Below are 20,714 nucleotides of genomic sequence, written 5' to 3'. Positions count from 1 at the left end.
ACACAGTAGTTAAGCTCTTCAGCGCCGATGGTAGTTGGGGCCTTGCCCCTGCAAGAGTAGGACGTCGCTAGGCAACCTAAAAACCTTTGAATTTATTTCAAAGGTTTTTTTCTTTATCAAACAACCCTATATCGCTCTATACTAAATGTAGTGGTGCCATCTGTTCTACCATTGCTTCAAAAGAAGAAGAAAAATATACGCATTCCCCTCTCTTTTGTTAACACTACCTTTTGAAGATAATAAAATATATGATTGTAAAAATATAAACTGTAAAAAAACTCCATCATTAAAATTATTAATTTATTGTAATTATATTATCCATAATTACATAAATTAGGTTAGATGACCTTCCAAATTTTAAAGGAGGAGTATGCATGACAGGAAAAAAAGTGAGTTATTTTGCAGGAGGTAATACAGCAAAAGGATTTTATAATTTACTGGAATCGAATCTACAAGGGATAGAAGTGATTTATACATTAATTGGAGGACCCGGAAATGGGAAATCTAGCTTAATAAAAAGACTTGCAAGTACTTGGAGTGAAAAGGGGTATGATATTGAACAAATATATTGCTCATTTGATCATGATAAATTAGCTGGTTTGATTATTCCTTCTTTAAAGTGTGCGATAATAGATGCAACACATCCAAAAGGTTTTAAGCCTAAAGCCCCTGGTGCAATTGAGCAATATGTCAATTTAGGTGTTGCATGGGATACTTCATTACTAAGTACACAACGTCAAGCTATATTGAATTATGAAAAACAAAAGAGCGAAACATTAGAATTGGCTTATCAATCTTTTGAAAGAGGCTTATTGATTCATGACGAATTAGAGTCTGTTTACATTAACAATATTGATTTTAAAAAGGCAGATCAAGTAACAAAAGAATTAATTGAAAAACTATTCACTGGTAAAAAAAGCAAATTATCAGATGCAATCACACGACATCGCTTTTTTGGTGCATCGACTCCAAACGGTGTTGTAGACTTCATTGCAAATATTACAGAGGGACTTAATAAAAGATTTTTTATTAAAGGACGGGCTGGAACTGGGAAATCAACGTTGTTGAAAAAAATTGCTGCGACAGCTACAGAGCGAGACTTTGATGTGGAAGTCTATCATTGCGGATTCGATCCAGAAAGTATTGATATGATTATTATACGAGAACTAAGTGTTTGTCTATTTGATAGCACGGATCCGCATGAATATTTTCCAAATAGGCATGGTGATGAAATTGTTGATTTATATGAAAAAACGGTTGCACCCGGAACGGATGAAGCAAATGAGTATGAAATTAATACTCTAAATAAACGTTATAAACAACGAATGAAAGAAGGAATTGGATATTTGCAAGAAGCAAAGACTATACATGATCAATTAAAGAAAATATATGTTGATTCCACTGATTTTTCAGTTATTGATGCAATTTACAAAGATATTTACAGATCTATTGAAAAATGTCAAAATTTCTAAGCATATTCTAACTATTAAGTGGTATTGTTTGCTGCCTTTTCATTATTTAATAATTAAAAAAAGGCAGCTTAACTATAAAATACATACAAAAATTAATTACCTTCATCTGTGTATTGTAGTACTTAACAAAATTGAAAGATTCTTATTTTAATAGTGAATAAAACTTTGTTAAGTGGACAAACTATGACATAGATGGAGGTGGAGATACGGTGGAAGAACGAATAACGCGTGAAGAATGTGGCATTTGCCATAATAGTAAAAAAGAAGGTATTCATATCTATCATTTTTTTATTTGTCAGTCTTGTGAAAGAAAAATAATAGAGACTCAACCGGAAGATGAGTTGTACAGCTATTTTGTTAATAAACTAAAGCAAATAAATAAAAGAACACAATATTCGTAATGTAACCGACTCGTATTATTAATAGAATACGGGTTTTAATTTTTGTGTAATTAATTCCATAACAACTTTATTAAAGTATATTAGTAGAAGCATTTTAGTTATAATATATAGATGACTATAAAAGATGAAAATATGCGTATCAAAAAAGGGTATCTTTATTTGAGTGATTAATATAATTTAAAAAATATCCATATCTTCCGATCACCTTGGACATGAAATGGTTTTATTTCCCTGATGTAAGTAGAGAAAATATTTAAAGAAATGTTGTCTATTGATATGACGGGTAATCACTAATTTAGATGATCGGCTAACAACAATATTGTAAATGATGCTAGGTAGTTGTTGAGAAAGAACTAGCGCAATGGTTTGAAGTATAGTTTACTTTTCCTGAGTCATGGTTTAGAGATATTTAAGCAATGAGATAGATTTAAAAAAGCTAAAGGAAAAATATAAGGTCAATTAAAAATAACTGAAAAACATGCTACAATAGAAAAAAAGACAAATTTTTTTCCAAAGAAAGTGAAGCGTTTAACTTTTACTTATTAAAGATGGCTAGGTTAGAGCAACTATTTATTAAGTAGGAGTATCCATTAGAAAGAAAGGGTTGTAACTGAACAACTTATGCCATCTAACAATAAGCGTGCCTATTGTAGTAAAATGTGTGCGTATTGAATTAGAAAATATAGTATATATTCATTTTCAACAAGATAACAAACAAATAGGGTTGTTTGTTGTAGTAGCATTGTTTTGTTGGAAAACAGATTATGAGGAACGATGGCTTGCAAGATGGAGTCTGTTTTTTCTAAAAGGAGAATGCGTGTGTCAGGTCAATTTATAACATTTGAGGGTGGAGAAGGTGCTGGTAAAAGTTCTGTTTTACAAGCGGTTTCCTGTCAACTAAAACAATTAGGTTATCAAGTAGTTACTACGAGAGAACCTGGTGGAATTGAGATAGCTGAAAAAATAAGAGATATCATATTAGATCGAGCATATACAGTTATGGATGCAAGAACAGAAGCGTTGTTATATGCTGCTGCTAGAAGACAACATTTAGTAGAACGAGTTGTTCCTGCATTAGATGATGATCAAATCGTATTATGTGACCGTTTTATTGACAGTAGCTTAGCTTATCAAGGTTATGCAAGAGGGTTGGGCATAGATGAAGTTTATCAAATTAATCAGTTTGCTATTAGTAACACAATGCCAGATCTCACATTGTTTTTTGATATTACACCAGAAGAAGGATTAAAGAGAATAGCATTAAATAGCGAACGTGAAAAAAATAGGTTGGATTTAGAAGAATTATCTTTTCACCAAGCTGTTTATGATGCTTATATGTTACTTCTTGACCGGTTTAATGATCGAATCGTAGCAGTTGATGCTAGTCCTAAGTTAGAGGTCGTAGTAGAGTATGCGTTAGATCTTATTTTAAAGCATATAAATAATCATACCGTTAAAACAAAATGATTGGGAGGCGAGTAAAGTGAAATTGATTGTAGCAGTTTTACAAGATAAAGATAGTAATCGTTTAACAGATGCTCTAGGTAAAAAAGATTTTAAAACAACGAAGCTATCCACAACTGGCGGATTTTTAAAAGAAGGTAATACAACATTAATGATTGGATGTAATGATGATGCAGTAGATGAAGCTTTAGCAGTTATTAAAGATAATTGTAGCCAACGGGAACAAATGGTTGCTCCAATCTCACCGATGGGAGGAAATGCTGATTCTTATATCCCGAGGCCAATTAATGTAGAAGTAGGAGGAGCGACTGTATTTGTGTTACCAATTGATTCCTTTTATCAGTTTTAAACTACTATGTCACTCTTTTGCTATATGATTTGTAAAGGAGGTACTTTAAATGAAGATTAATCAAGAGATGCGAGCGCAAATTGAAGCAACAAAAACACAAGCAGTTAATAATCAAAAAATTAACAAAAAATTTGATGTGATGGTTGCCTCGCAAACCCAAAAGCTACAACACGAACAATTGACCGAATTAGTAAAAAATATTACATTGCAAGGAGAGCGACTAGCACGTTATCGTTCTTTTAAAGATTTAGCTAAGTATAAACGATTGGTGAAAGATTTTGTTAAAGAAGCAGTACAATATGGCATGGATTTAAATCATTCGCATAGTTTTAATTTCCAGGGAAATAATCGAAAACTAACCCTTGTAAAAGAGATTGATGAAAAATTAGTGCAACTAACTGAAGTAGTATTAGAACAAGAAAGGCGTTCGATTGACATATTAGATGTAATCGGGGAAATAAAAGGGCTATTAATTAATTTATATTCATAACTGACTATAAGATAGTTGAAAAAGATGATAATATAAAATAAGATGAAAACAAGAGTTGAAATGCTTTCATTTCGCTCTTTTTTCTTGTTTTTCGAAAAACATTTGGTAGGCATTCAATGATTACAAGCAAATAGATCCAATAGTAAAAGGGCGTATCGATATGGATAATTGGAAAGAGTTAGCGACAATTCAGCCAATTGCAACGAAGATGGTAGTAAATATGATTAAGCGTAATCGTATTTCTCATGCTTATTTATTTCATGGTCAAAAAGGTGTAGGGAAAGGCAATATGGCAACATTGCTAGCGAAAAGTATTTTTTGTGTGAATCAGGTGGATGGTGAGCCTTGTCATGCATGTAGGAATTGTCTTCGTATTACATCTGGAAACCATCCAGATGTTCATAAAATAATCCCTGAAGGCACCTCAATAAAGAAAGATCAAATTTTACATTTACAAAAAGAATTCTCTTATACTGGTCTAGAATCAAATAGAAAAGTATATGTTATTCAAGATGCAGATAAAATGACAGTCAATGCAGCAAACAGGCTATTGAAATTTTTAGAAGAGCCAAGTAAGCAGACAACAGCCATTCTACTAACTGAGAATGTGTATGGTATTATAAACACTATTCGTTCTAGATGCCAGATTATTTCCTTACAGCCTTTGAATGAAAAAAAAATGCAAATGATGCTACAAGATCTAGGTATTACAGAGGCAAATGCACGATTGTTCTCTGCATTAACGAATAATGTGGATGATGCAAAAGTTTTTGATCAAAATGAGTGGTTTGCGCAAGCGCGAAATTTAGTGGTACAATTAGTTGAAATGCTTCAGTACAAAAATGATGAAGTACTATTGTTTATACAAAAGCAATGGATGTCACACTTTTCTGATAGAGAGCAATTACAGCTTGGTCTAGATTTGCTTGTTCTGTGGTATAAAGATGTTATGTATCAGCTTATTGGTAGAGAAAAATATATTATTTTTAATTCTTATTTAGATAAAATAGAAAAAAGTGCGATGTATTGGTCTAAGGAGGATACAACACAGATACTTTATGCTATGATGGAAGCGAAGAAACGCATGGAGCAGAATGTTCATCCTACACTTTTGATGGAGCAATTAACACTGCGAATGCAGAGGTGAGAATATGATAGAGGTAATAGGTATACGCTTCAAAAAAGCGGGTAAGATATATTATTTTGACCCTGGCGAAATGATTATTACCAAGGACGATTATGTCATTGTGGAAACGGTCAGGGGCGTTGAATTTGGAAAAGTAGTCATTGCCAATAAACAAGTTGATGAGGAAGATGTTGTCCTTCCTTTAAAAAAAGTAATACGCATTGCGACTCCAAAGGATAAACGAATTGTTGCAGAAAATCAAAAAAATGCAACGGAGGCTTATCAAGTTTGTCAGTCGAAAATTATAGAACATAGCTTAGATATGAATTTAGTTGATGTAGAGTATACATTCGATCGTAACAAGGCTATATTTTATTTTACAGCCGATGGACGAGTTGATTTTCGTAACTTAGTGAAAGATCTTGCTGTTATATTTAAGACACGTATTGAATTGCGTCAAATAGGTGTAAGAGATGAAGCGAAGCTATTAGGTGGAATTGGTCCGTGTGGTAGAATGTTGTGTTGTTCTACTTTCTTAGGTGACTTTGAACCTGTATCAATAAAAATGGCAAAAGATCAGAACTTATCATTAAACCCAGCGAAGATTTCAGGCTTATGTGGTCGATTAATGTGCTGTTTGAAATATGAAAATGATGATTATGAAACAGCAAAAAAAGAATTGCCTGATTTGGGTGAATCCATTCAAACACCTTATGGAAAAGGTAAAGTAGTAGGTTTGAATATTCTAGAGCGTATGATTCAAATAGAAATTCCCGATAAAGAGAGAGTCATTGAGTATACGTTAGATGAGTTAATCGATGAGGGAGTTATTCATACGGAAGCCACAGAATAATGGGGTGGAGGTAGCATGAATAAAAAAGAGGTATTTGAACAAGTATCTTATATGGAAGAACAAATTGGTCAACTCTATCAACAACTTGGTGATTTAAAAAATCACATAAGTGAACTGTTGGAAGAAAATCATCGATTATCTATGGAAAATCATCATTTGCGAAATCGTCTAGAAAGTGAGATAACCCATGAAACTGGGACAGATCATGGGTTAGAACATCATGATGTCGGTATTGGTGAAGGGTATGACAATTTAGCGCGTTTATATGAAGAAGGATTTCATATTTGTAATGTGCATTTTGGAAGTCCAAGGCAAGATGAAGATTGCTTGTTTTGTTTATTATTTTTAAACAAAACAAAATAATGACGTTTTTAGGGCTGATTATTTTAGGTGCCATCACCTTTAATTTTCAGTCCTTTTAAACGCAAACAAGAGAAGTGGTAGAGGGGCATAATCATGGTAGAGTTAAAAGAAGATGAGCGTTTAGATTATTTATTGGCAGATGAATCGATGCAGATTATTCAAAGCCCGGCAGTGTTCTCTTTTTCTATTGATGCTGTACTTCTTGCTAATTTTGCACGTATCCCACTCAAGAGAGGAAAAATATTAGATCTTTGTACAGGTAACGGTGTCATTCCACTATTATTTAGTAAAAAAACTACAGCAACGATTACCGGGGTAGAAATTCAAGCACGTCTATATGACATGGCAAAAAGAAGTGTGGACATGAATCAAAAAGAAGCGCAAATCCAATTGATTCATGGCGATTTGAAAGATATGCCAGCACGATTTGGTAATAATAAGTTCGATATTGTGACAGTAAATCCACCGTACTTTCAGACAGAGAAAAAATCGCACCAAAATAAAAATGATTACTTAACGATAGCAAGACATGAAATACTTTGCAGTTTGGATGATGTGGTACAAGCTTGTAGCAAACTAGCAAAGTCAGGTGGAAAAGTCGCAATGGTGCATCGCCCAAACCGGTTGGTAGAAATCTTAACTTTATTCAAACAATATAAATTAGAGCCTAAGCGATTACAATTCATTTATCCTAAAAAAGGAAAAGAAGCGAATGTTTTATTAATTGAAGCAATACGTGATGGGAATCCAGACTTACATATTCATCCACCTTTATATGTGTTTGAACAGAATGGAGAGTATACAAAGGAGCTATCAGAAATTATTTATGGACAAAAAATATAATCATGTGGTTTACATTTTAGAGTGTAAAGATGGAACGTTATATACAGGTTATACGAATGATTTAGCTCGTCGTCTTGCTATGCATGAGTCAGGTAAAGGGGCAAAATACACAAGAGGAAGAGGTCCTTTTTCACTTCGATATTACAAAGGATTTGAAACGAAAGAAGAAGCAATGAAAGAAGAATATTGTATGAAGCAATTAAAAAGGAAGGATAAGATGACTCGAATTCGTTCGTTTCAACAGAAGGAGGGGCGATGTGAATATTCAAAGGAGCTTTGATCCCAATAATATATTTGGCACACTATATATTGTGCCTACACCTATTGGTAATTTAGAGGATATTACAATTCGTGCATTAAATACCTTGCGTGAAGTTGATTTCATTGCAGCTGAGGACACTAGAAATACGAAAAAGCTTTTAAACCATTTTGACATCAACCAATCGCTTATTAGTTATCATGAACATAGTAATGATCAGCGTGAGCAAATGTTAATTGAGGCAATGCAAAACGGAAAGAATGTGGCATTAGTAAGTGATGCAGGTATGCCCGCTGTCTCAGATCCTGGTAATCCTGTGATTGAATCGGCCATTAAACAGTCTATACCTGTTGTAGTACTTCCGGGTGCAAACGCTGGATTATGTGCTCTAGTTGCTTCGGGTCTTCCTACAAGACACTTCTATTTTTATGGATTTCTGCCAAGAAAAAATAAAGATAAAAAAGAAGCACTACAACAGTTGAGTCAACTTACAGATACGATTCTGCTGTATGAATCACCATATCGTGTAAAAGATACGCTCTCAGAATTGTATAACCATTTCGGCAATCGCTCCGTTGTAATTGGAAGGGAATTAACCAAACGGTTTGAAGAATATGTGCGTGGTACATTAGAAGAAGTAATAGAGTGGGCAAAAACAGGGACGATTAAAGGTGAATTTTGTATTGTTATTGAAGGAGCAAAGTATAAAGGTGAAAGTGAGAACAATTGGTGGCAAGATCTATCTGTATCATTACATGTACAACACTATATTGATCAAGAAAAACTACCAAGCAAAGAAGCTATTAAAAAAGTTGCTTTAGATCGGAAGCTACAGAAACGTGACGTTTATCAAGCTTATCATATAAATAACCAATAGCATCACTTAATTAACAAAAAAAGATGAAGTATCTTTCTGATAGATACTTCATCTTTTTTGGTGTCTTTTACTTGTTCATGCGTGAGTTAATTTCATCAACTAGTGCTTTTGCACCCTCGGGGCTTAATACTAGTTTGCCGTCAGCTAATGATAAGTTATTATCAGAAATATCGCCAGTCACTTGACAAGTCATGCTTGGCTTATATTTTTGTAGGATAATTCTTTCATCATCAACGTAAATTTCTAACGCGTCTTTCTCGTTAATTCCTAGAGTACGACGAAGTTCGATTGGAATAACCACGCGTCCTAACTCATCAACTTTACGAACAATACCTGTAGATTTCATATTCTTTTCTCCTCTCAAGATAAATAATGGTTCTGCCATTATTCGACAAGTTCTACATTTAACATACCAGTAATTTCTATATGTGTCAATTACTTTTTTTGAAAAAAACTAATGTTTTAGGAAAAATAATAAAATAAATATATATTTCTCCCGATATTCATAATAGATTTTCTTTGAAGAAGAAAAATGAACAGTATTCCTATGTTTTTGTATCAGCGGCTAGTGCCTTCGGAAATGGAAAATCAAAACATCCATTTACTGATTAATAACAAGAGTAATATTTTAGTTTACGCTATTAGGAATGGAAAAATAACAATAAAACCGATACAATAGAGGGAAATGAATGATGTAAAATAATAAATACTGTGTAAATATACACATGATAAGCAATAATGTAAAAAAAGCAATAATTCAGGAGGAAGATTTCATGGCTCAAGAGAAGAAAACATTTTATATTACTACACCGATTTATTATCCAAGCGGTAAATTGCATATAGGTAACGCTTATACAACCATTGCTTGTGACGTATCTGCTCGATACAAAAGATTAAAAGGCTATGATACGTTTTATTTAACAGGAACGGATGAACATGGACAAAAGATTGAAAAAAAAGCACAGGAGTTAGGCCAGACGCCACAGGACTATGTGGACGGAATGGCTAAAAGTATTAAAGAGCTTTGGAAATTATTGAAAATTTCAAATGATAAATTTATACGAACAACTGATGGCTATCACAAAGAAGTGGTAGCAAAGATTTTTGACAAGTTAAAGAAACAAGGTGACATCTATTTGAGTCACTATGCTGGCTGGTATTCTGTTCCAGATGAAGAGTTTTTTACTGAAACACAGCTTGCCGAGGTTTATCGTGATGAAGCAGGTAATGTAATTGGTGGAGTTGCGCCTAGTGGACACGAAGTAGAGTGGGTGAAGGAAGAATCTTATTTCTTTCGTATGAGTAAATACGCAGATCGATTACTTGACTATTACGAAAATCATCCACATTTCATTCAACCAGAGTCACGCAAGAAAGAAATGATTAATAACTTTATTAAACCAGGATTGGAAGATCTAGCTGTTTCTCGTACAACATTTGACTGGGGTGTACCGATTAATTCAGATCCAAAGCATGTTATTTATGTATGGATAGATGCTTTGACGAACTATATAACTGCGCTTGGTTATGATCCAGAATTAGGTGGCTTTGACCATCAACCAGAATTATTTAAGAAATTCTGGCCAGCTGATGTGCAAATGGTTGGCAAGGAAATTGTTCGTTTCCATACAATCTATTGGCCAATTATGTTAATGGCATTAGATTTACCACTTCCAAAACAGGTATATGGACATGGTTGGTTATTAATGAAAGATGGGAAAATGTCTAAATCGAAAGGGAATGTCATTTATCCAGAATTCTTAGTCAATCGTTACGGTGTTGACCCAATGCGTTATTACTTAATGCGTGAAGTACCGTTTGGAAACGATGGTATTTTCACACCGGAAGATTTTGTTTCTCGAATGAATTTTGATTTATCCAATGATCTAGGTAATTTATTGAATCGAACCATTGCTATGATAAATAAATATTGTAATGGAGAAGTGCCAGCGTATAACGGAGATGTGACTCTATACGATAATGATTTACGTGAATTAGCAGCAGAGACAGTTAGTGTGTATGAAGCAGAAATGGATGCGATGCAGTTCAGTCAAGCATTAACAGCAGTATGGCGATTTATTTCACGTACAAATAAATACATCGATGAAACTCAACCATGGTTACTAGCTAAAGAGGAGGATAACCGTGCTGAGTTGGAAAGTGTAATGGTTCACTTAGCTGAAAGTTTACGTATTGTAGCTACGTTACTTCAACCAATTTTTATTGATACATCTAGTAAGATTTATCAACAGCTAGGATTAGATGATAGACACGATCAGATATGGGAGAACCTGCAGTTTGGAAATTTCCCGATAGGACGAAAAGTAGTAAAAAAAGGTGAACCTATTTTTCCACGATTAGACAAAGAGGAAGAAGTAGAAGCGATGAAGCAAGCAATGGCTGGAACAAAACCAGCAGAGGAAGAAGCTGAGTGGGATCCAGAAAACATAGAGCTGTCTTCTATTAAGAATCAAACGATTAAATATGATGATTTTGATAAAGTAGAGCTAAAGGTAGCTGAAATTATATCTTGTGAAAAAGTGGAAGGCGCAGATAAGCTACTTCAATTTCGATTAGATGCAGGTGATACAAATGGTCATCGCCAAATTTTATCAGGGGTCGCCGAATTTTATAAAAACACAAAGGAATTAGTTGGTAAAAAAGTTGTGATTGTCGCTAACCTTAAACCACGAAAAATGCGAGGGCTCATTAGTCAAGGTATGATTCTTTCTGGGGAAGATGCGGAAGGTAACCTATCTTTAATAACCGTTCCGGACTATTTGCCAAATGGATCTGCTGTAAAATAATAAAAGTTAAACGCTTATCGATGTAATTTGATGGGCGTTTTCCTTTTCATATGAAGTGCAATAATAGGAGGGTAATGATGTTATTTGATACACATGTACATTTAAATGTGAGACAATTTGATCAAGATCGAGAGGAAGTAATTGAACGCGCCAAAGAAGCGGGAGTAACTCATATGGTGATTGTTGGGTTTGACCATGAGACAATACCTAAGGCGATCGAGCTTGCTGAAACGTATGAACACTTTTATGCAGCAGTTGGGTGGCATCCAGTAGACGCCATTGACTTTACAGAAAAAGAGTTAAAATGGTTAGAGGAATTAGCTAGTCATCCGAAAGTGGTTGCATTAGGAGAAATGGGATTAGATTATCACTGGGATAAATCACCTCATGATGTGCAAAAAGAGGTGTTCAGGAAACAAATACGATTAGCACGCGAAGTAAATATGCCAATCATCATCCATAATCGAGAAGCTACAGAAGATATTATAAAAATTTTGCAAGAGGAGCAAGCGAGCGAAGTTGGTGGTATAATGCATTGTTATAATGATGACCCAATATATGTGCCAGCCTGTCTGGATATGAACTTCTATATTTCTTTGGGTGGACCTGTAACATTTAAAAATGCAAAATTACCGAAAGAAGTGGCTAAGATGGTTCCTTTGGATAGACTTTTAATTGAAACAGACTGTCCATTTCTCGCTCCTCATCCTAATCGTGGAAAGAGGAATGAACCCGCTTATGTTGCGCTAGTTGCAGATCAAATTGCAACATTGCGAGGTATTTCCGCTGAAGAGGTACAGGAAGCCACAAGGAAAAATGCGCATCACTTATTCCGTTTATCTTAAAATAATTATATCATTTGCCTATTTTACGGAAATGTTACGGAATAAATGAATTGTAACCTTTTTTTAATAAAGATGAAACAATTAGATATTTTAATTACCTAAACATTGATCTATAAGCCTTAATCCCCATTACAAAGCTCCTTTCACCCGTTTGACACGCTTTTGCATTGTATATATAATACAACGACGGGTATAAAGGAGGCAAAAGAAGATGAGGAATCTTTCCAAGCTATTGCCAATATGGAATAAAAAATTGGTAATACCTGTTGTTTCAGTAATGGTGTTATTTGCATTTGTAGCTTATGTTACATATGAAGCTACTGAGGCAGCGGTCGAAGTGACTGTAAATGGTGACACCGAAACGGTAGAAACACGTGCAGAAACAGTTGCAGATTTAATGCAAGAACTTGAGATAAACGTCGAAGAACATGATGCACTTTCACATAAAGAAACAGCACTTATAACAAATGATATGAAAATAGTATATGAAAAGGCGAAGGAAGTTGTGTTAACTATCGACGGAGAATCAACGACCTATTATACAACAAAAGATACAGTAGGGTCTTTCTTAAAAGATGAGGATATTACTATTGAAGAACATGATATGTTATCCGTTGACGCTTCTAAGTCGATTGAAGATGCGATGGATATCTCCTTAGAAAAAGCATTTCAAGTAACACTTAATGATGGAGGGAAAGAATCAGAGGTTTGGACGACGACAGATACTGTTGGCGATTTTCTTTCTAGTCAATCGATTACATTGAATGAACTGGATCGTGTAAAACCTTCAAAAGAGAATGATGTTACAGATAAAACAACTGTAACGATTACCCGTGTAGAGAAAGTAACTGAACTGGCAGAAGAAGAGATGGATTATGCCACAGTGAAAAAAAATGATAATTCTTTAAAAAAAGGGACTGAACAAGTAGTTGAGTCCGGAGAGCCAGGTTTAGTTGAGAAGAAATACGAACTTACGCTTGAAAATGGAGAAGAAATCGATAGAAAGTTACTGTCTGAAAATGTGAAGAGAAAAAGTAAAGATCGAGTAGTTGCAGTTGGAACAAAAGTTATCCAAAATACAGGGTTGAATACGGTATCGCGTGGAGATAGTAATACATCAAAAACACTGTACATGCAATCCACAGCTTATAATTGGAACTGTAAATCCTGTAGTGGATCAGGTTTAACGGCAACAGGGTATAATTTACAAGCGAATCCTAACGGAGTGATTGCTGTTGATCCTAGTGTAATTCCTTTAGGTACAAAAGTGTATGTGGAAGGCTATGGCTATGCAGTAGCTAGAGATACAGGTGGTAACATTAAAGGAAATCGAATCGATGTCCATTTACCATCAAAAGCCGCTGCGTTGAGCTATGGAAGGAAAACAGTGAAAGTACGAATACTTAAGTAGTTCGTATTATGTGAAAATGTGTAAGAGGGGGAATGTCAACTTTGACAACCTCCTTTTTTTATTTTAAAGGTAAAGATTATAAGTAAGTGGGTACCTGCTAGTCGTTTATTTACAGTTTGAAGTCACGGGCTTAGAGCATGATGTCGCGATTTTTTCACCTGAGAGCACTTGCCTAAGTGATGTGTTGAACTCTATAATGTAAACAGATTGAATGAATGGGAGAATGTAGTGTGCAGATACAAGAGATCATAGTAGTCGAAGGTAAAGACGATACTTCTAAAATTAAACAAGCGGTAAAGGCCGATACAATAGAAACAAATGGATCAGCTATCAATGAGCAAATTATGGAACAAATTAAACATGCACAAGAAAAGCGAGGCATTATTATTTTTACTGATCCTGATTATCCTGGACAACGTATTCGCCACATTGTTTCTGAATCGGTACCTGGGTGTAAGCATGCATTTTTAACAAAGGATGAAGCAAGAGCAAAGCAAGATAAAGGAATTGGCATTGAACATGCCACCATCGAAACGATAAAAGAAGCATTATCTCAAGTGTATGAACTAACAGAAATACAACCTGTTAATATAAAAAAAGATGATTTAATTGAATTGGGTTTAGTTGGTGGGCCTCATGCGAAAGACCGAAGAGAAAAATTAACAAAACAACTACGGATTGGTTATGCAAATGGAAAACAATTGTTAAAAAGGTTGCATATGTTTCAAATATCAAAAGAGTGTTTAGCAGAAGAGATGGCTGTTATTCTCCAGGAGGAAAAAAGATGACTTTTAAAGCGATTGCTACACCAACTAGAACAAAAGAGATCTTAAATAAATATGGGTTTTCATTTAAAAAAAGTCTAGGGCAAAACTTTATTTTAGATGTGAATACGTTAAAGAATATTATTGAAGTTGCTGGTGTGAGCGATAAAACTGCTGTAATAGAAATTGGCCCCGGAATCGGAGCATTGACAGAACAATTAGCTAGCCATAGTAAACAAGTGATCGCATTTGAAATCGATCAGCGCCTAGCCCCCATTCTAGAAGATACCCTAAGTGAGTATTCAAATGTTACTATTATTTATCAAGATATACTAAAAGCAGATGTAGAACAGATAGTGAAGGCACATTTTTCTAATTTACAGGATATAAAAGTAGTGGCTAATTTACCATATTATGTAACAACCCCTATTTTAATGAAGCTATTGATGGAGCGTTTACCTATTTCTAGTATTTCTGTCATGATTCAAAAAGAAGTTGCTGATCGTATGGCTGCAAAACCAAATACAAAAAGTTATGGCTCTTTGTCAATTGCTGTGCAATATTATACAGAGGCGTCTGTAGCGCTACACGTTCCTAAAACAGTATTTACGCCTCAACCTAATGTGGATTCCGCTGTATTACATTTAAAGCTAAGAGAAACACCGTTAGTTGAAGTTATCGATGAAACTTTTTTCTTTGATCTAGTTCAAGCTTCTTTTGCACAAAGAAGAAAGACATTGAGAAATAATTTGACTAGATATTTTTCTCAAGACTACTCGAAAGAAGAAATAGAAGTAAGAATGAAACGAGTTGGAATTGATGGAACACGACGGGGTGAATCTTTATCTATTCAAGAGTTTGCCGATTTGGCTAATACATTTTTATAAGTATTAGGCGCACATATTCACTTAACTAACCATAATCTATGGTAGAACGTCTATCGTAAATATGAGGTGGGTGAATCATGTCCTTTGTTACTGGTGATGTAGTTACTAGAAATTCTTATAACAATGACATCCTTTTTCGAATCAGTACAATAACTAATAATGTCGCTATGCTGCATGGAGAAGATATCCGTTTAGAAGCAGATGCCGGTATAACAGATCTAAAAAAGGTTCAGGAACGGGAAATGAAGCATTGGAAAAATAAAGATAAAGAGAAAACAGATTACTCTTTTAGGCTGTTTCGTCAAGATTATCAATTGATGAAAGAAAAGAGACATTATGAATCAACTGCTGGCTATCATCAAGATGCAAATTATTTTCAGTTACCAGCACGTGTGCTTCACTTAGACGGGGATCGATTGTATTTAAAAAAATGTATTGAACTGTATCAGCGAGTGGGCTTACAAGTACATGGTCTTTATTGTGATGAAAAAGAAATGCCGGAAGAAATGGATCGATTAATTACAAAAATTCAACCAGATATGATTGTTATTACTGGACATGATGCTTTTTTACGTAATAAAGGGGAAAAAAGTGATTTGCGAGCATATCGTCATTCTAAATATTTTGTTGACACGGTGAGAGCGGCAAGAAATGTTGTTCCTAATGTTGATCAATTAGTTATTTTTGCCGGAGCTTGTCAGTCTCATTTTGAATCATTAATTAGAGCAGGCGCTAATTTTGCAAGCTCTCCATCAAGAATTAATATACATGCCCTAGATCCTGTTTATATTGCCGCAAAAGTTGCATACACATCCTTTATGGAGAAAGTAAGTGTATACGATGCGCTTAGAAATACATTAACGGGTGAAAAAGGATTAGGTGGAATTGAAACAAGAGGTCTGCTTCGAACCGGTATGCCATATGTGAAAGAAGATTTAAATTGAAACTGAGACAAAACTAAATTACAAACAATAGAAAGCAAACCATAATCCTGAAATATGGATATTGGTTTGCTTTCTAGTTAGTTATGGAAATATACGACACTCATCAAAATAAAAGTTTTTTTGTTTGATGTATTGCTGTGGAAACATTTCTTATCCTTGAATAGAGCGTACGAGCTATTAAAGCATGCATGTTAGGCAAAGATCTTCGCGTTCTTGTACAACGGATAACTGATCCAGCCCTATACCTGTGCAAGGGGAGTATATTTCTACATTAATCATTTTACTTTTATATTAATAGCATTTGTTCTACTTTCAGTTAAGAAATAATGTTTTGTTCCAGCTTGTTTTTTGTACATAATTTCACATTTTTGAGAAACCCTAATAAATAATAGAGGAGTTACAAAATATTTTGTTGACAAGTAAAACAATTACTTGTTATAATATAATATTTTATTGACGGTAATACAAGCTTGTGCTATAATTATTTTAGTGAGGTGGAGTATATTGGCCAAAACATTAGTTGAAATTAAACAAGGTCTGGATAGCCAAATTGGAAAACGTTTAAAATTAACTGCCAATGGTGGAAGAAGAAAGACAATTGAACGGTATGGAACATTGGCTGAAACGTATCCTGCAGTGTTTATTGTTGCACTTGATCAAGAAGAAAATGCCTTTGAGCGTGTCTCATACAGCTATGCTGATATTTTGACAGAAACAGTAGAGTTAAGCTTCATTGAAGACAGAAGTAAAATAGCGGTTGGAGAGCAGTAAACAAGGTTTGCTGCTTTTTTTGTTGCTTAGGTAGAAATTTGTAAAGATTTTTGGTGTGAGTAAATGTAAAAATTACTACGCTCATCAATTAGTGAGACTTCCTTTACTTCTATATAAAAAGATAACTTTAACACGGTGGGTGGTTGTGCTTTTTATCCCCTGTGGTTTAGTCGATACATTGCTAAACGTGCACTCTTCTTTTTTTGGGAGTTTAGGTTGATAGGAAGTTTTTAAAGTGAAATAATTCCTTTTAAACATGTTGTCGGTTTGGTTATATAATTTGCTACTTTACGCATACTATGATTGTCGGCCTATTGATTTGACAAGAAGGGAGCGGTCTCCGCTATGAGTAGACGTCGTGGCATTATGTCCGATCGATTGAAAGAAGAGATTGCAAAAGAATTAGGTTTTTACGACACCGTTCAAAAAGAAGGCTGGGGCGGTATTAAGGCAAGAGACGCTGGCAATATGGTGAAATACGCTGTGAAAATGGCTGAACAACAATTAGCAAGAGACAAATCCTAAAAAGGATTTGTCTCTTTTTAGTATAACAAAACGTAATAGCTGAAGTATTTGCAATCAACATGATACAGTCACTATGTTAACTTGATAAAAACCGTATGAAATGTTATCTTTATTTTAAAATATTCGTTTTTAGAGGTGTATTTATGAAAAGAAGTGATCGTTTAATCGGAATGACTAATTATGTGTTAGAACATCCTCTTCAATTAATATCTCTACCTTTCCTTGCAGAAAAATATCAAGCAGCGAAATCTTCCATTAGTGAAGATTTGACGATTATGAATAAAATGTTACAACAAGAAGGTATTGGTTATTTTGAATCTGTTTCCGGAGCTGCTGGTGGAGTACGCTATATTCCACAATATAGCGAAGAAAATAGCCAATCATTCATTCAAACGTTGTGTCATCGATTAGAAGATCCTGATAGGTTATTGCCTGGCGGGTATTTATTTATGAGTGATATTCTTGGAGAGCCTGAAACGATCCGACAAATTGGTCGTTTGTTTGCTAGTAAATTTGCATCACTTGATGTGGAGGCAGTTGTAACTGTTGCAACAAAAGGAATACCATTGGCCTATGCGGTAGCTTCCTTTTTAAGTGTACCAGTGGTTATTGTCAGAAGAGACCCTAAAATAACCGAAGGATCAACAGTGAGTATTAATTATGTATCAGGCTCAACTCGTAAAATACAGACGATGGTTTTAACAAAGAGAAGCCTTAAGCAAGGAGCCAAAGTTTGTATTATCGATGACTTTATGAAGGCTGGTGGTACAATTGATGGAATGAAAAGTTTGTTGAAAGAATTTGATGCTCAAGTAGCAGGAATCGGTGTGTTAGCTGAAGCGGAAGATGAGGAAGATGAACGAGTGGTAAATGAATATACTTCCTTAGTAAAAATATCTAATGTTGATGTTCGTAATCAGCAGATTGAGGTAAGTAAAGGCAACTTTTTTAATGATTTTGACTAAGAATTCTTTCTCTTTAAAGTATAGCTTATTAGCGACTAGTTCTGTTATTTAACGCACATAATGATTTAAAATTAGATAATAGCAATCCCTATTCACTTAAAAAATTATATCCCCTATTTTGTTACAGTTAAAAAAAAATATTTATATTTTTTTGAAAATAAGCAGGAATTACTATACTTATGTTGAATTATGGTAATAAGTTTTTTATGGGAAAAGGTGGTGAACATAATGGAAGTAACAGACGTTAGATTACGCCGCGTGAATACCGAAGGGAGAATGCGAGCAATTGCTTCTATTACATTAGATCAAGAATTTGTTGTGCATGACATTCGTGTAATTGATGGTAACAGTGGCTTGTTTGTTGCTATGCCTTCAAAGCGAACACCAGATGGTGAGTTTCGAGATATAGCACACCCAATTAATTCTGGTACTAGAGGCAAGATCCAAGAAGCTGTATTAGAAGAATATCGCCGTGTCGAGGAAGAACAAGTGCAATATGAAGGAGCAGGTGCGTCTTAAACATAATAAATTGCCATCTTAGTCTAATCATCAAGATTAGACTTTTTTCTTTATGCGAATTTTCTGTACTTTATCCAATAGCATTTTGTTGTTGAAATAGGAAGCTAATTAGGATATATTCGTTAATGTATATAAATTAAATTAATGAAGCTAGGACTTTTATAAAAGCAAAATATTTTCTGAAAAATTTGACAAAAATAAGTTTGTTTTCCAATGTAATGTTTGAGGAAAAGAACATATAGCCCGAGCGACGTAATGGCTAAAAAGTAGCTTATCAAAAAAAGTTGCGATGTTCTATCTGTGTTGTAGTGTTGCTAGATCGGTTTTGATATAAAATCGATTTTTTTTGAGTGGAAGAACCATTAAATTAAAGAAAAAATGGAGGCTTACTTGATGGGAAATAGATACGCAATTGTTCTTGCGGCAGGGCAAGGAACAAGAATGAAATCTAAAAAGCACAAAATGTTACACCCTGTATTGGGAAGACCCATGGTTCAACATGTAATGGATCAGCTACAAGTGTTAAAATTAAAGAAGATAATGACAATTGTAGGATATGGCGCGGAGCAAGTGAAACAGCAGCTAGGCGATTCATCTGATTTTATTCTGCAAGAAGAACAATTAGGAACGGGACACGCAGTAAAGCAAGCAGCGCCCTTTATTAAAAATGAACAAGGTGTGACATTGGTTGTTTGTGGTGACACGCCCTTACTAACGGCTGATACATTAGCTGCTTTATTTGATCATCATGTGCAATCACAAGCAAAAGCCACTGTCTTAACGACAACGATCACGGATCCTAGTGGATATGGACGAGTGATTCGAGATAATGATGGGAACGTTGCAAAAATTGTCGAGCAAAAAGATGCAACGAATGAGCAACTCCAAGTAAATGAAATTAATACAGGTACATATTGTTTTGATAATCAATTACTATTCGAGTCCTTAAGCAAGGTATCAAACGATAATGCTCAAGGAGAATATTACCTCCCAGATGTAATAGAGATTCTAAGCCAGGCAAATGAAAAAATTTCCGCATATCAAACAGAAGATCCGAATGAAACGATAGGTGTGAATGATCGAGTAGCACTGGCTAAAGCAGAAAAAATAATGAGAGATCGTATTAATTTGGAACATATGAAGAATGGTGTATCAATTATTGATCCCGATCATACATATATTGGGTCGCATGTTACCATTGAACAGGATGTTGTAATTGAACCTGGCTGTGTTATTGGTGGAGAAACGTTTATTCGCACTGGAACTGTGATTGGATCACATACAGAGATTAATAATTGTACAATTGGTGAAAATACAATTATCAAACAAAGTGTTGCATCAGATAGTGAAATTGGTAATCGTGTTGATATTGGACCTTTTGCACACATTCGCCCTCAAGCAACAATTGGTAATGAAGTAAAAATCGGTAATTTTGTTGAAGTGAAAAAAACACATATTGAAGAAAAAAGCAAAGTCTCTCACTTAAGTTATATTGGCGATGCTGAAGTAGGCAAGAATGTGAATGTAGGTTGCGGAACAATTACTGTTAACTATGATGGGAAGAATAAGTATTTAACTAAAATAGAAGATGATGCCTTCATCGGATGTAACGCCAACTTAATTGCACCTGTAACCATTGGAAAAGGTGCAATTGTTGCAGCAGGATCTACGATCAATAAAGATGTTCAAGCAGATGCTCTGTCTATAGCACGTTCCAAACAAGTAAACAAAGAGTCATATGCAAAAAGATTAAATAAATATAAATAAAAAAATGGAGGT

23 protein-coding genes are annotated in these 20,714 nt (G+C 34.6%); 22 read left to right on the top strand and 1 reads right to left on the bottom strand.

Annotated elements, in window-relative coordinates; genetic code table 11:
• Positions 1-374: 374 nt before the first annotated feature.
• From ACH6CY_RS09125 to rsmI, 11 genes are all read left to right on the top strand, one after another.
• Positions 375-1,472 (top strand): PRK06851 family protein, encoded by a 1,098-nt coding sequence (locus tag ACH6CY_RS09125; RefSeq protein WP_374067026.1) that lies wholly within the window; start codon positions 375-377, stop codon positions 1,470-1,472.
• A gap of 209 nt (positions 1,473-1,681) precedes the next feature.
• Positions 1,682-1,873 carry a sigma factor G inhibitor Gin gene (locus ACH6CY_RS09120; RefSeq protein WP_374067025.1) on the top strand — a complete coding sequence of 64 codons (192 nt, stop codon included), beginning with the start codon at positions 1,682-1,684 and terminating at the stop codon, positions 1,871-1,873.
• 819 nt (positions 1,874-2,692) lie between these two features.
• Positions 2,693-3,340, top strand: coding sequence for a dTMP kinase (tmk, locus tag ACH6CY_RS09115; RefSeq protein ID WP_374067024.1), 648 nt, complete (start codon positions 2,693-2,695; stop codon positions 3,338-3,340).
• Between the two features lie 16 nt (positions 3,341-3,356).
• Positions 3,357-3,686 (top strand): cyclic-di-AMP receptor, encoded by a 330-nt coding sequence (locus ACH6CY_RS09110; RefSeq protein WP_374067023.1) that lies wholly within the window; start codon positions 3,357-3,359, stop codon positions 3,684-3,686.
• A 49-nt stretch (positions 3,687-3,735) separates the two neighbouring features.
• On the top strand, positions 3,736-4,176 hold the full coding sequence (locus ACH6CY_RS09105; RefSeq protein ID WP_374067022.1) for a YaaR family protein: 441 nt from the start codon (positions 3,736-3,738) through the stop codon (positions 4,174-4,176).
• 160 nt (positions 4,177-4,336) lie between these two features.
• Positions 4,337-5,323, top strand: coding sequence for a DNA polymerase III subunit delta' (gene holB / locus ACH6CY_RS09100; protein WP_374067021.1), 987 nt, complete (start codon positions 4,337-4,339; stop codon positions 5,321-5,323).
• A 4-nt stretch (positions 5,324-5,327) separates the two neighbouring features.
• On the top strand, positions 5,328-6,155 hold the full coding sequence (locus tag ACH6CY_RS09095; protein WP_374067020.1) for a PSP1 domain-containing protein: 828 nt from the start codon (positions 5,328-5,330) through the stop codon (positions 6,153-6,155).
• 15 nt (positions 6,156-6,170) lie between these two features.
• Positions 6,171-6,518, top strand: coding sequence for a DNA replication initiation control protein YabA (gene yabA, locus ACH6CY_RS09090; protein WP_374067019.1), 348 nt, complete (start codon positions 6,171-6,173; stop codon positions 6,516-6,518).
• Between the two features lie 93 nt (positions 6,519-6,611).
• Positions 6,612-7,361, top strand: a complete 750-nt coding sequence (locus ACH6CY_RS09085; RefSeq protein ID WP_374067018.1) for a tRNA1(Val) (adenine(37)-N6)-methyltransferase — start codon at positions 6,612-6,614, stop codon at positions 7,359-7,361.
• Positions 7,345-7,641 carry a GIY-YIG nuclease family protein gene (locus tag ACH6CY_RS09080; RefSeq protein WP_374067017.1) on the top strand — a complete coding sequence of 99 codons (297 nt, stop codon included), beginning with the start codon at positions 7,345-7,347 and terminating at the stop codon, positions 7,639-7,641. Before ACH6CY_RS09085 ends, ACH6CY_RS09080 begins: the two co-directional genes overlap by 17 nt.
• Entirely contained in the window at positions 7,619-8,497 is an 879-nt protein-coding gene (rsmI, locus tag ACH6CY_RS09075) for a 16S rRNA (cytidine(1402)-2'-O)-methyltransferase (RefSeq protein ID WP_374067016.1), read from the top strand. Before ACH6CY_RS09080 ends, rsmI begins: the two co-directional genes overlap by 23 nt.
• Positions 8,498-8,564: 67 nt before the next feature.
• On the opposite strand, the gene ACH6CY_RS09070 is transcribed toward rsmI, so the two are convergent.
• The gene (locus ACH6CY_RS09070) at positions 8,565-8,843 is read right to left on the bottom strand and encodes a transition state genes transcriptional regulator AbrB (protein WP_374067029.1); all 279 of its coding nucleotides are present in this window, start codon (positions 8,841-8,843) and stop codon (positions 8,565-8,567) included.
• A 427-nt stretch (positions 8,844-9,270) separates the two neighbouring features.
• Between ACH6CY_RS09070 and metG the strand changes: the two genes are divergently transcribed.
• From metG to glmU, 11 genes are all read left to right on the top strand, one after another.
• Positions 9,271-11,304, top strand: a complete 2,034-nt coding sequence (metG, locus tag ACH6CY_RS09065) for a methionine--tRNA ligase (protein ID WP_374067015.1) — start codon at positions 9,271-9,273, stop codon at positions 11,302-11,304.
• A 77-nt stretch (positions 11,305-11,381) separates the two neighbouring features.
• Entirely contained in the window at positions 11,382-12,149 is a 768-nt protein-coding gene (locus tag ACH6CY_RS09060; protein ID WP_374067014.1) for a TatD family hydrolase, read from the top strand.
• A 211-nt stretch (positions 12,150-12,360) separates the two neighbouring features.
• Positions 12,361-13,560, top strand: coding sequence for a ubiquitin-like domain-containing protein (locus ACH6CY_RS09055; RefSeq protein ID WP_374067013.1), 1,200 nt, complete (start codon positions 12,361-12,363; stop codon positions 13,558-13,560).
• A 215-nt stretch (positions 13,561-13,775) separates the two neighbouring features.
• Positions 13,776-14,348 carry a ribonuclease M5 gene (gene rnmV / locus ACH6CY_RS09050; protein WP_374067012.1) on the top strand — a complete coding sequence of 191 codons (573 nt, stop codon included), beginning with the start codon at positions 13,776-13,778 and terminating at the stop codon, positions 14,346-14,348.
• Complete coding sequence (rsmA, locus tag ACH6CY_RS09045; RefSeq protein ID WP_374067011.1) at positions 14,345-15,211, top strand: 16S rRNA (adenine(1518)-N(6)/adenine(1519)-N(6))-dimethyltransferase RsmA; 867 nt, start codon at positions 14,345-14,347, stop codon at positions 15,209-15,211. Before rnmV ends, rsmA begins: the two co-directional genes overlap by 4 nt.
• 77 nt (positions 15,212-15,288) lie before the next feature.
• The gene (yabG, locus tag ACH6CY_RS09040) at positions 15,289-16,155 is read left to right on the top strand and encodes a sporulation peptidase YabG (RefSeq protein WP_374067010.1); all 867 of its coding nucleotides are present in this window, start codon (positions 15,289-15,291) and stop codon (positions 16,153-16,155) included.
• Positions 16,156-16,659: 504 nt separating this feature from the next.
• The gene (gene veg / locus ACH6CY_RS09035) at positions 16,660-16,926 is read left to right on the top strand and encodes a biofilm formation stimulator Veg (protein ID WP_374067009.1); all 267 of its coding nucleotides are present in this window, start codon (positions 16,660-16,662) and stop codon (positions 16,924-16,926) included.
• 345 nt (positions 16,927-17,271) lie between these two features.
• Complete coding sequence (locus ACH6CY_RS09030; protein WP_374067008.1) at positions 17,272-17,451, top strand: small, acid-soluble spore protein, alpha/beta type; 180 nt, start codon at positions 17,272-17,274, stop codon at positions 17,449-17,451.
• Between the two features lie 143 nt (positions 17,452-17,594).
• On the top strand, positions 17,595-18,416 hold the full coding sequence (gene purR / locus ACH6CY_RS09025; protein ID WP_374067007.1) for a pur operon repressor: 822 nt from the start codon (positions 17,595-17,597) through the stop codon (positions 18,414-18,416).
• A gap of 228 nt (positions 18,417-18,644) precedes the next feature.
• Positions 18,645-18,935 (top strand): septation regulator SpoVG, encoded by a 291-nt coding sequence (spoVG, locus tag ACH6CY_RS09020; protein WP_374067006.1) that lies wholly within the window; start codon positions 18,645-18,647, stop codon positions 18,933-18,935.
• A 393-nt stretch (positions 18,936-19,328) separates the two neighbouring features.
• Entirely contained in the window at positions 19,329-20,702 is a 1,374-nt protein-coding gene (gene glmU / locus ACH6CY_RS09015; RefSeq protein ID WP_374067005.1) for a bifunctional UDP-N-acetylglucosamine diphosphorylase/glucosamine-1-phosphate N-acetyltransferase GlmU, read from the top strand.
• Positions 20,703-20,714: the final 12 nt, after the last annotated feature.

This window comes from Paraliobacillus sp. JSM ZJ581 (genome assembly GCF_044383835.1).
GTDB lineage: Bacteria > Bacillota > Bacilli > Bacillales > Amphibacillaceae > Paraliobacillus.
Note: the sequence above shows the minus strand (reverse complement) of the source record. Positions and strands in the feature narration are given on the sequence as shown.

Bases quoted from the DNA above. Each gene is read 5' to 3' on its own strand.
- ACH6CY_RS09125 (WP_374067026.1), top strand. From the start codon at position 375: ATGACAGGAAAAAAAGTGAGTTATTTTGCAGGAGGTAATACAGCAAAA.
- ACH6CY_RS09105 (WP_374067022.1), top strand. From the start codon at position 3,736: ATGAAGATTAATCAAGAGATGCGAGCGCAAATTGAAGCAACAAAAACA.
- holB (WP_374067021.1), top strand. From the start codon at position 4,337: ATGGATAATTGGAAAGAGTTAGCGACAATTCAGCCAATTGCAACGAAG.
- ACH6CY_RS09095 (WP_374067020.1), top strand. From the start codon at position 5,328: ATGATAGAGGTAATAGGTATACGCTTCAAAAAAGCGGGTAAGATATAT.
- yabA (WP_374067019.1), top strand. From the start codon at position 6,171: ATGAATAAAAAAGAGGTATTTGAACAAGTATCTTATATGGAAGAACAA.
- ACH6CY_RS09085 (WP_374067018.1), top strand. From the start codon at position 6,612: ATGGTAGAGTTAAAAGAAGATGAGCGTTTAGATTATTTATTGGCAGAT.
- ACH6CY_RS09080 (WP_374067017.1), top strand. From the start codon at position 7,345: ATGGACAAAAAATATAATCATGTGGTTTACATTTTAGAGTGTAAAGAT.
- ACH6CY_RS09070 (WP_374067029.1), bottom strand. From the start codon at position 8,843: ATGAAATCTACAGGTATTGTTCGTAAAGTTGATGAGTTAGGACGCGTG.
- metG (WP_374067015.1), top strand. From the start codon at position 9,271: ATGGCTCAAGAGAAGAAAACATTTTATATTACTACACCGATTTATTAT.
- ACH6CY_RS09060 (WP_374067014.1), top strand. From the start codon at position 11,382: ATGTTATTTGATACACATGTACATTTAAATGTGAGACAATTTGATCAA.
- ACH6CY_RS09055 (WP_374067013.1), top strand. From the start codon at position 12,361: ATGAGGAATCTTTCCAAGCTATTGCCAATATGGAATAAAAAATTGGTA.
- rnmV (WP_374067012.1), top strand. From the start codon at position 13,776: ATGGGAGAATGTAGTGTGCAGATACAAGAGATCATAGTAGTCGAAGGT.
- rsmA (WP_374067011.1), top strand. From the start codon at position 14,345: ATGACTTTTAAAGCGATTGCTACACCAACTAGAACAAAAGAGATCTTA.
- yabG (WP_374067010.1), top strand. From the start codon at position 15,289: ATGTCCTTTGTTACTGGTGATGTAGTTACTAGAAATTCTTATAACAAT.
- ACH6CY_RS09030 (WP_374067008.1), top strand. From the start codon at position 17,272: ATGAGTAGACGTCGTGGCATTATGTCCGATCGATTGAAAGAAGAGATT.
- purR (WP_374067007.1), top strand. From the start codon at position 17,595: ATGAAAAGAAGTGATCGTTTAATCGGAATGACTAATTATGTGTTAGAA.
- spoVG (WP_374067006.1), top strand. From the start codon at position 18,645: ATGGAAGTAACAGACGTTAGATTACGCCGCGTGAATACCGAAGGGAGA.
- glmU (WP_374067005.1), top strand. From the start codon at position 19,329: ATGGGAAATAGATACGCAATTGTTCTTGCGGCAGGGCAAGGAACAAGA.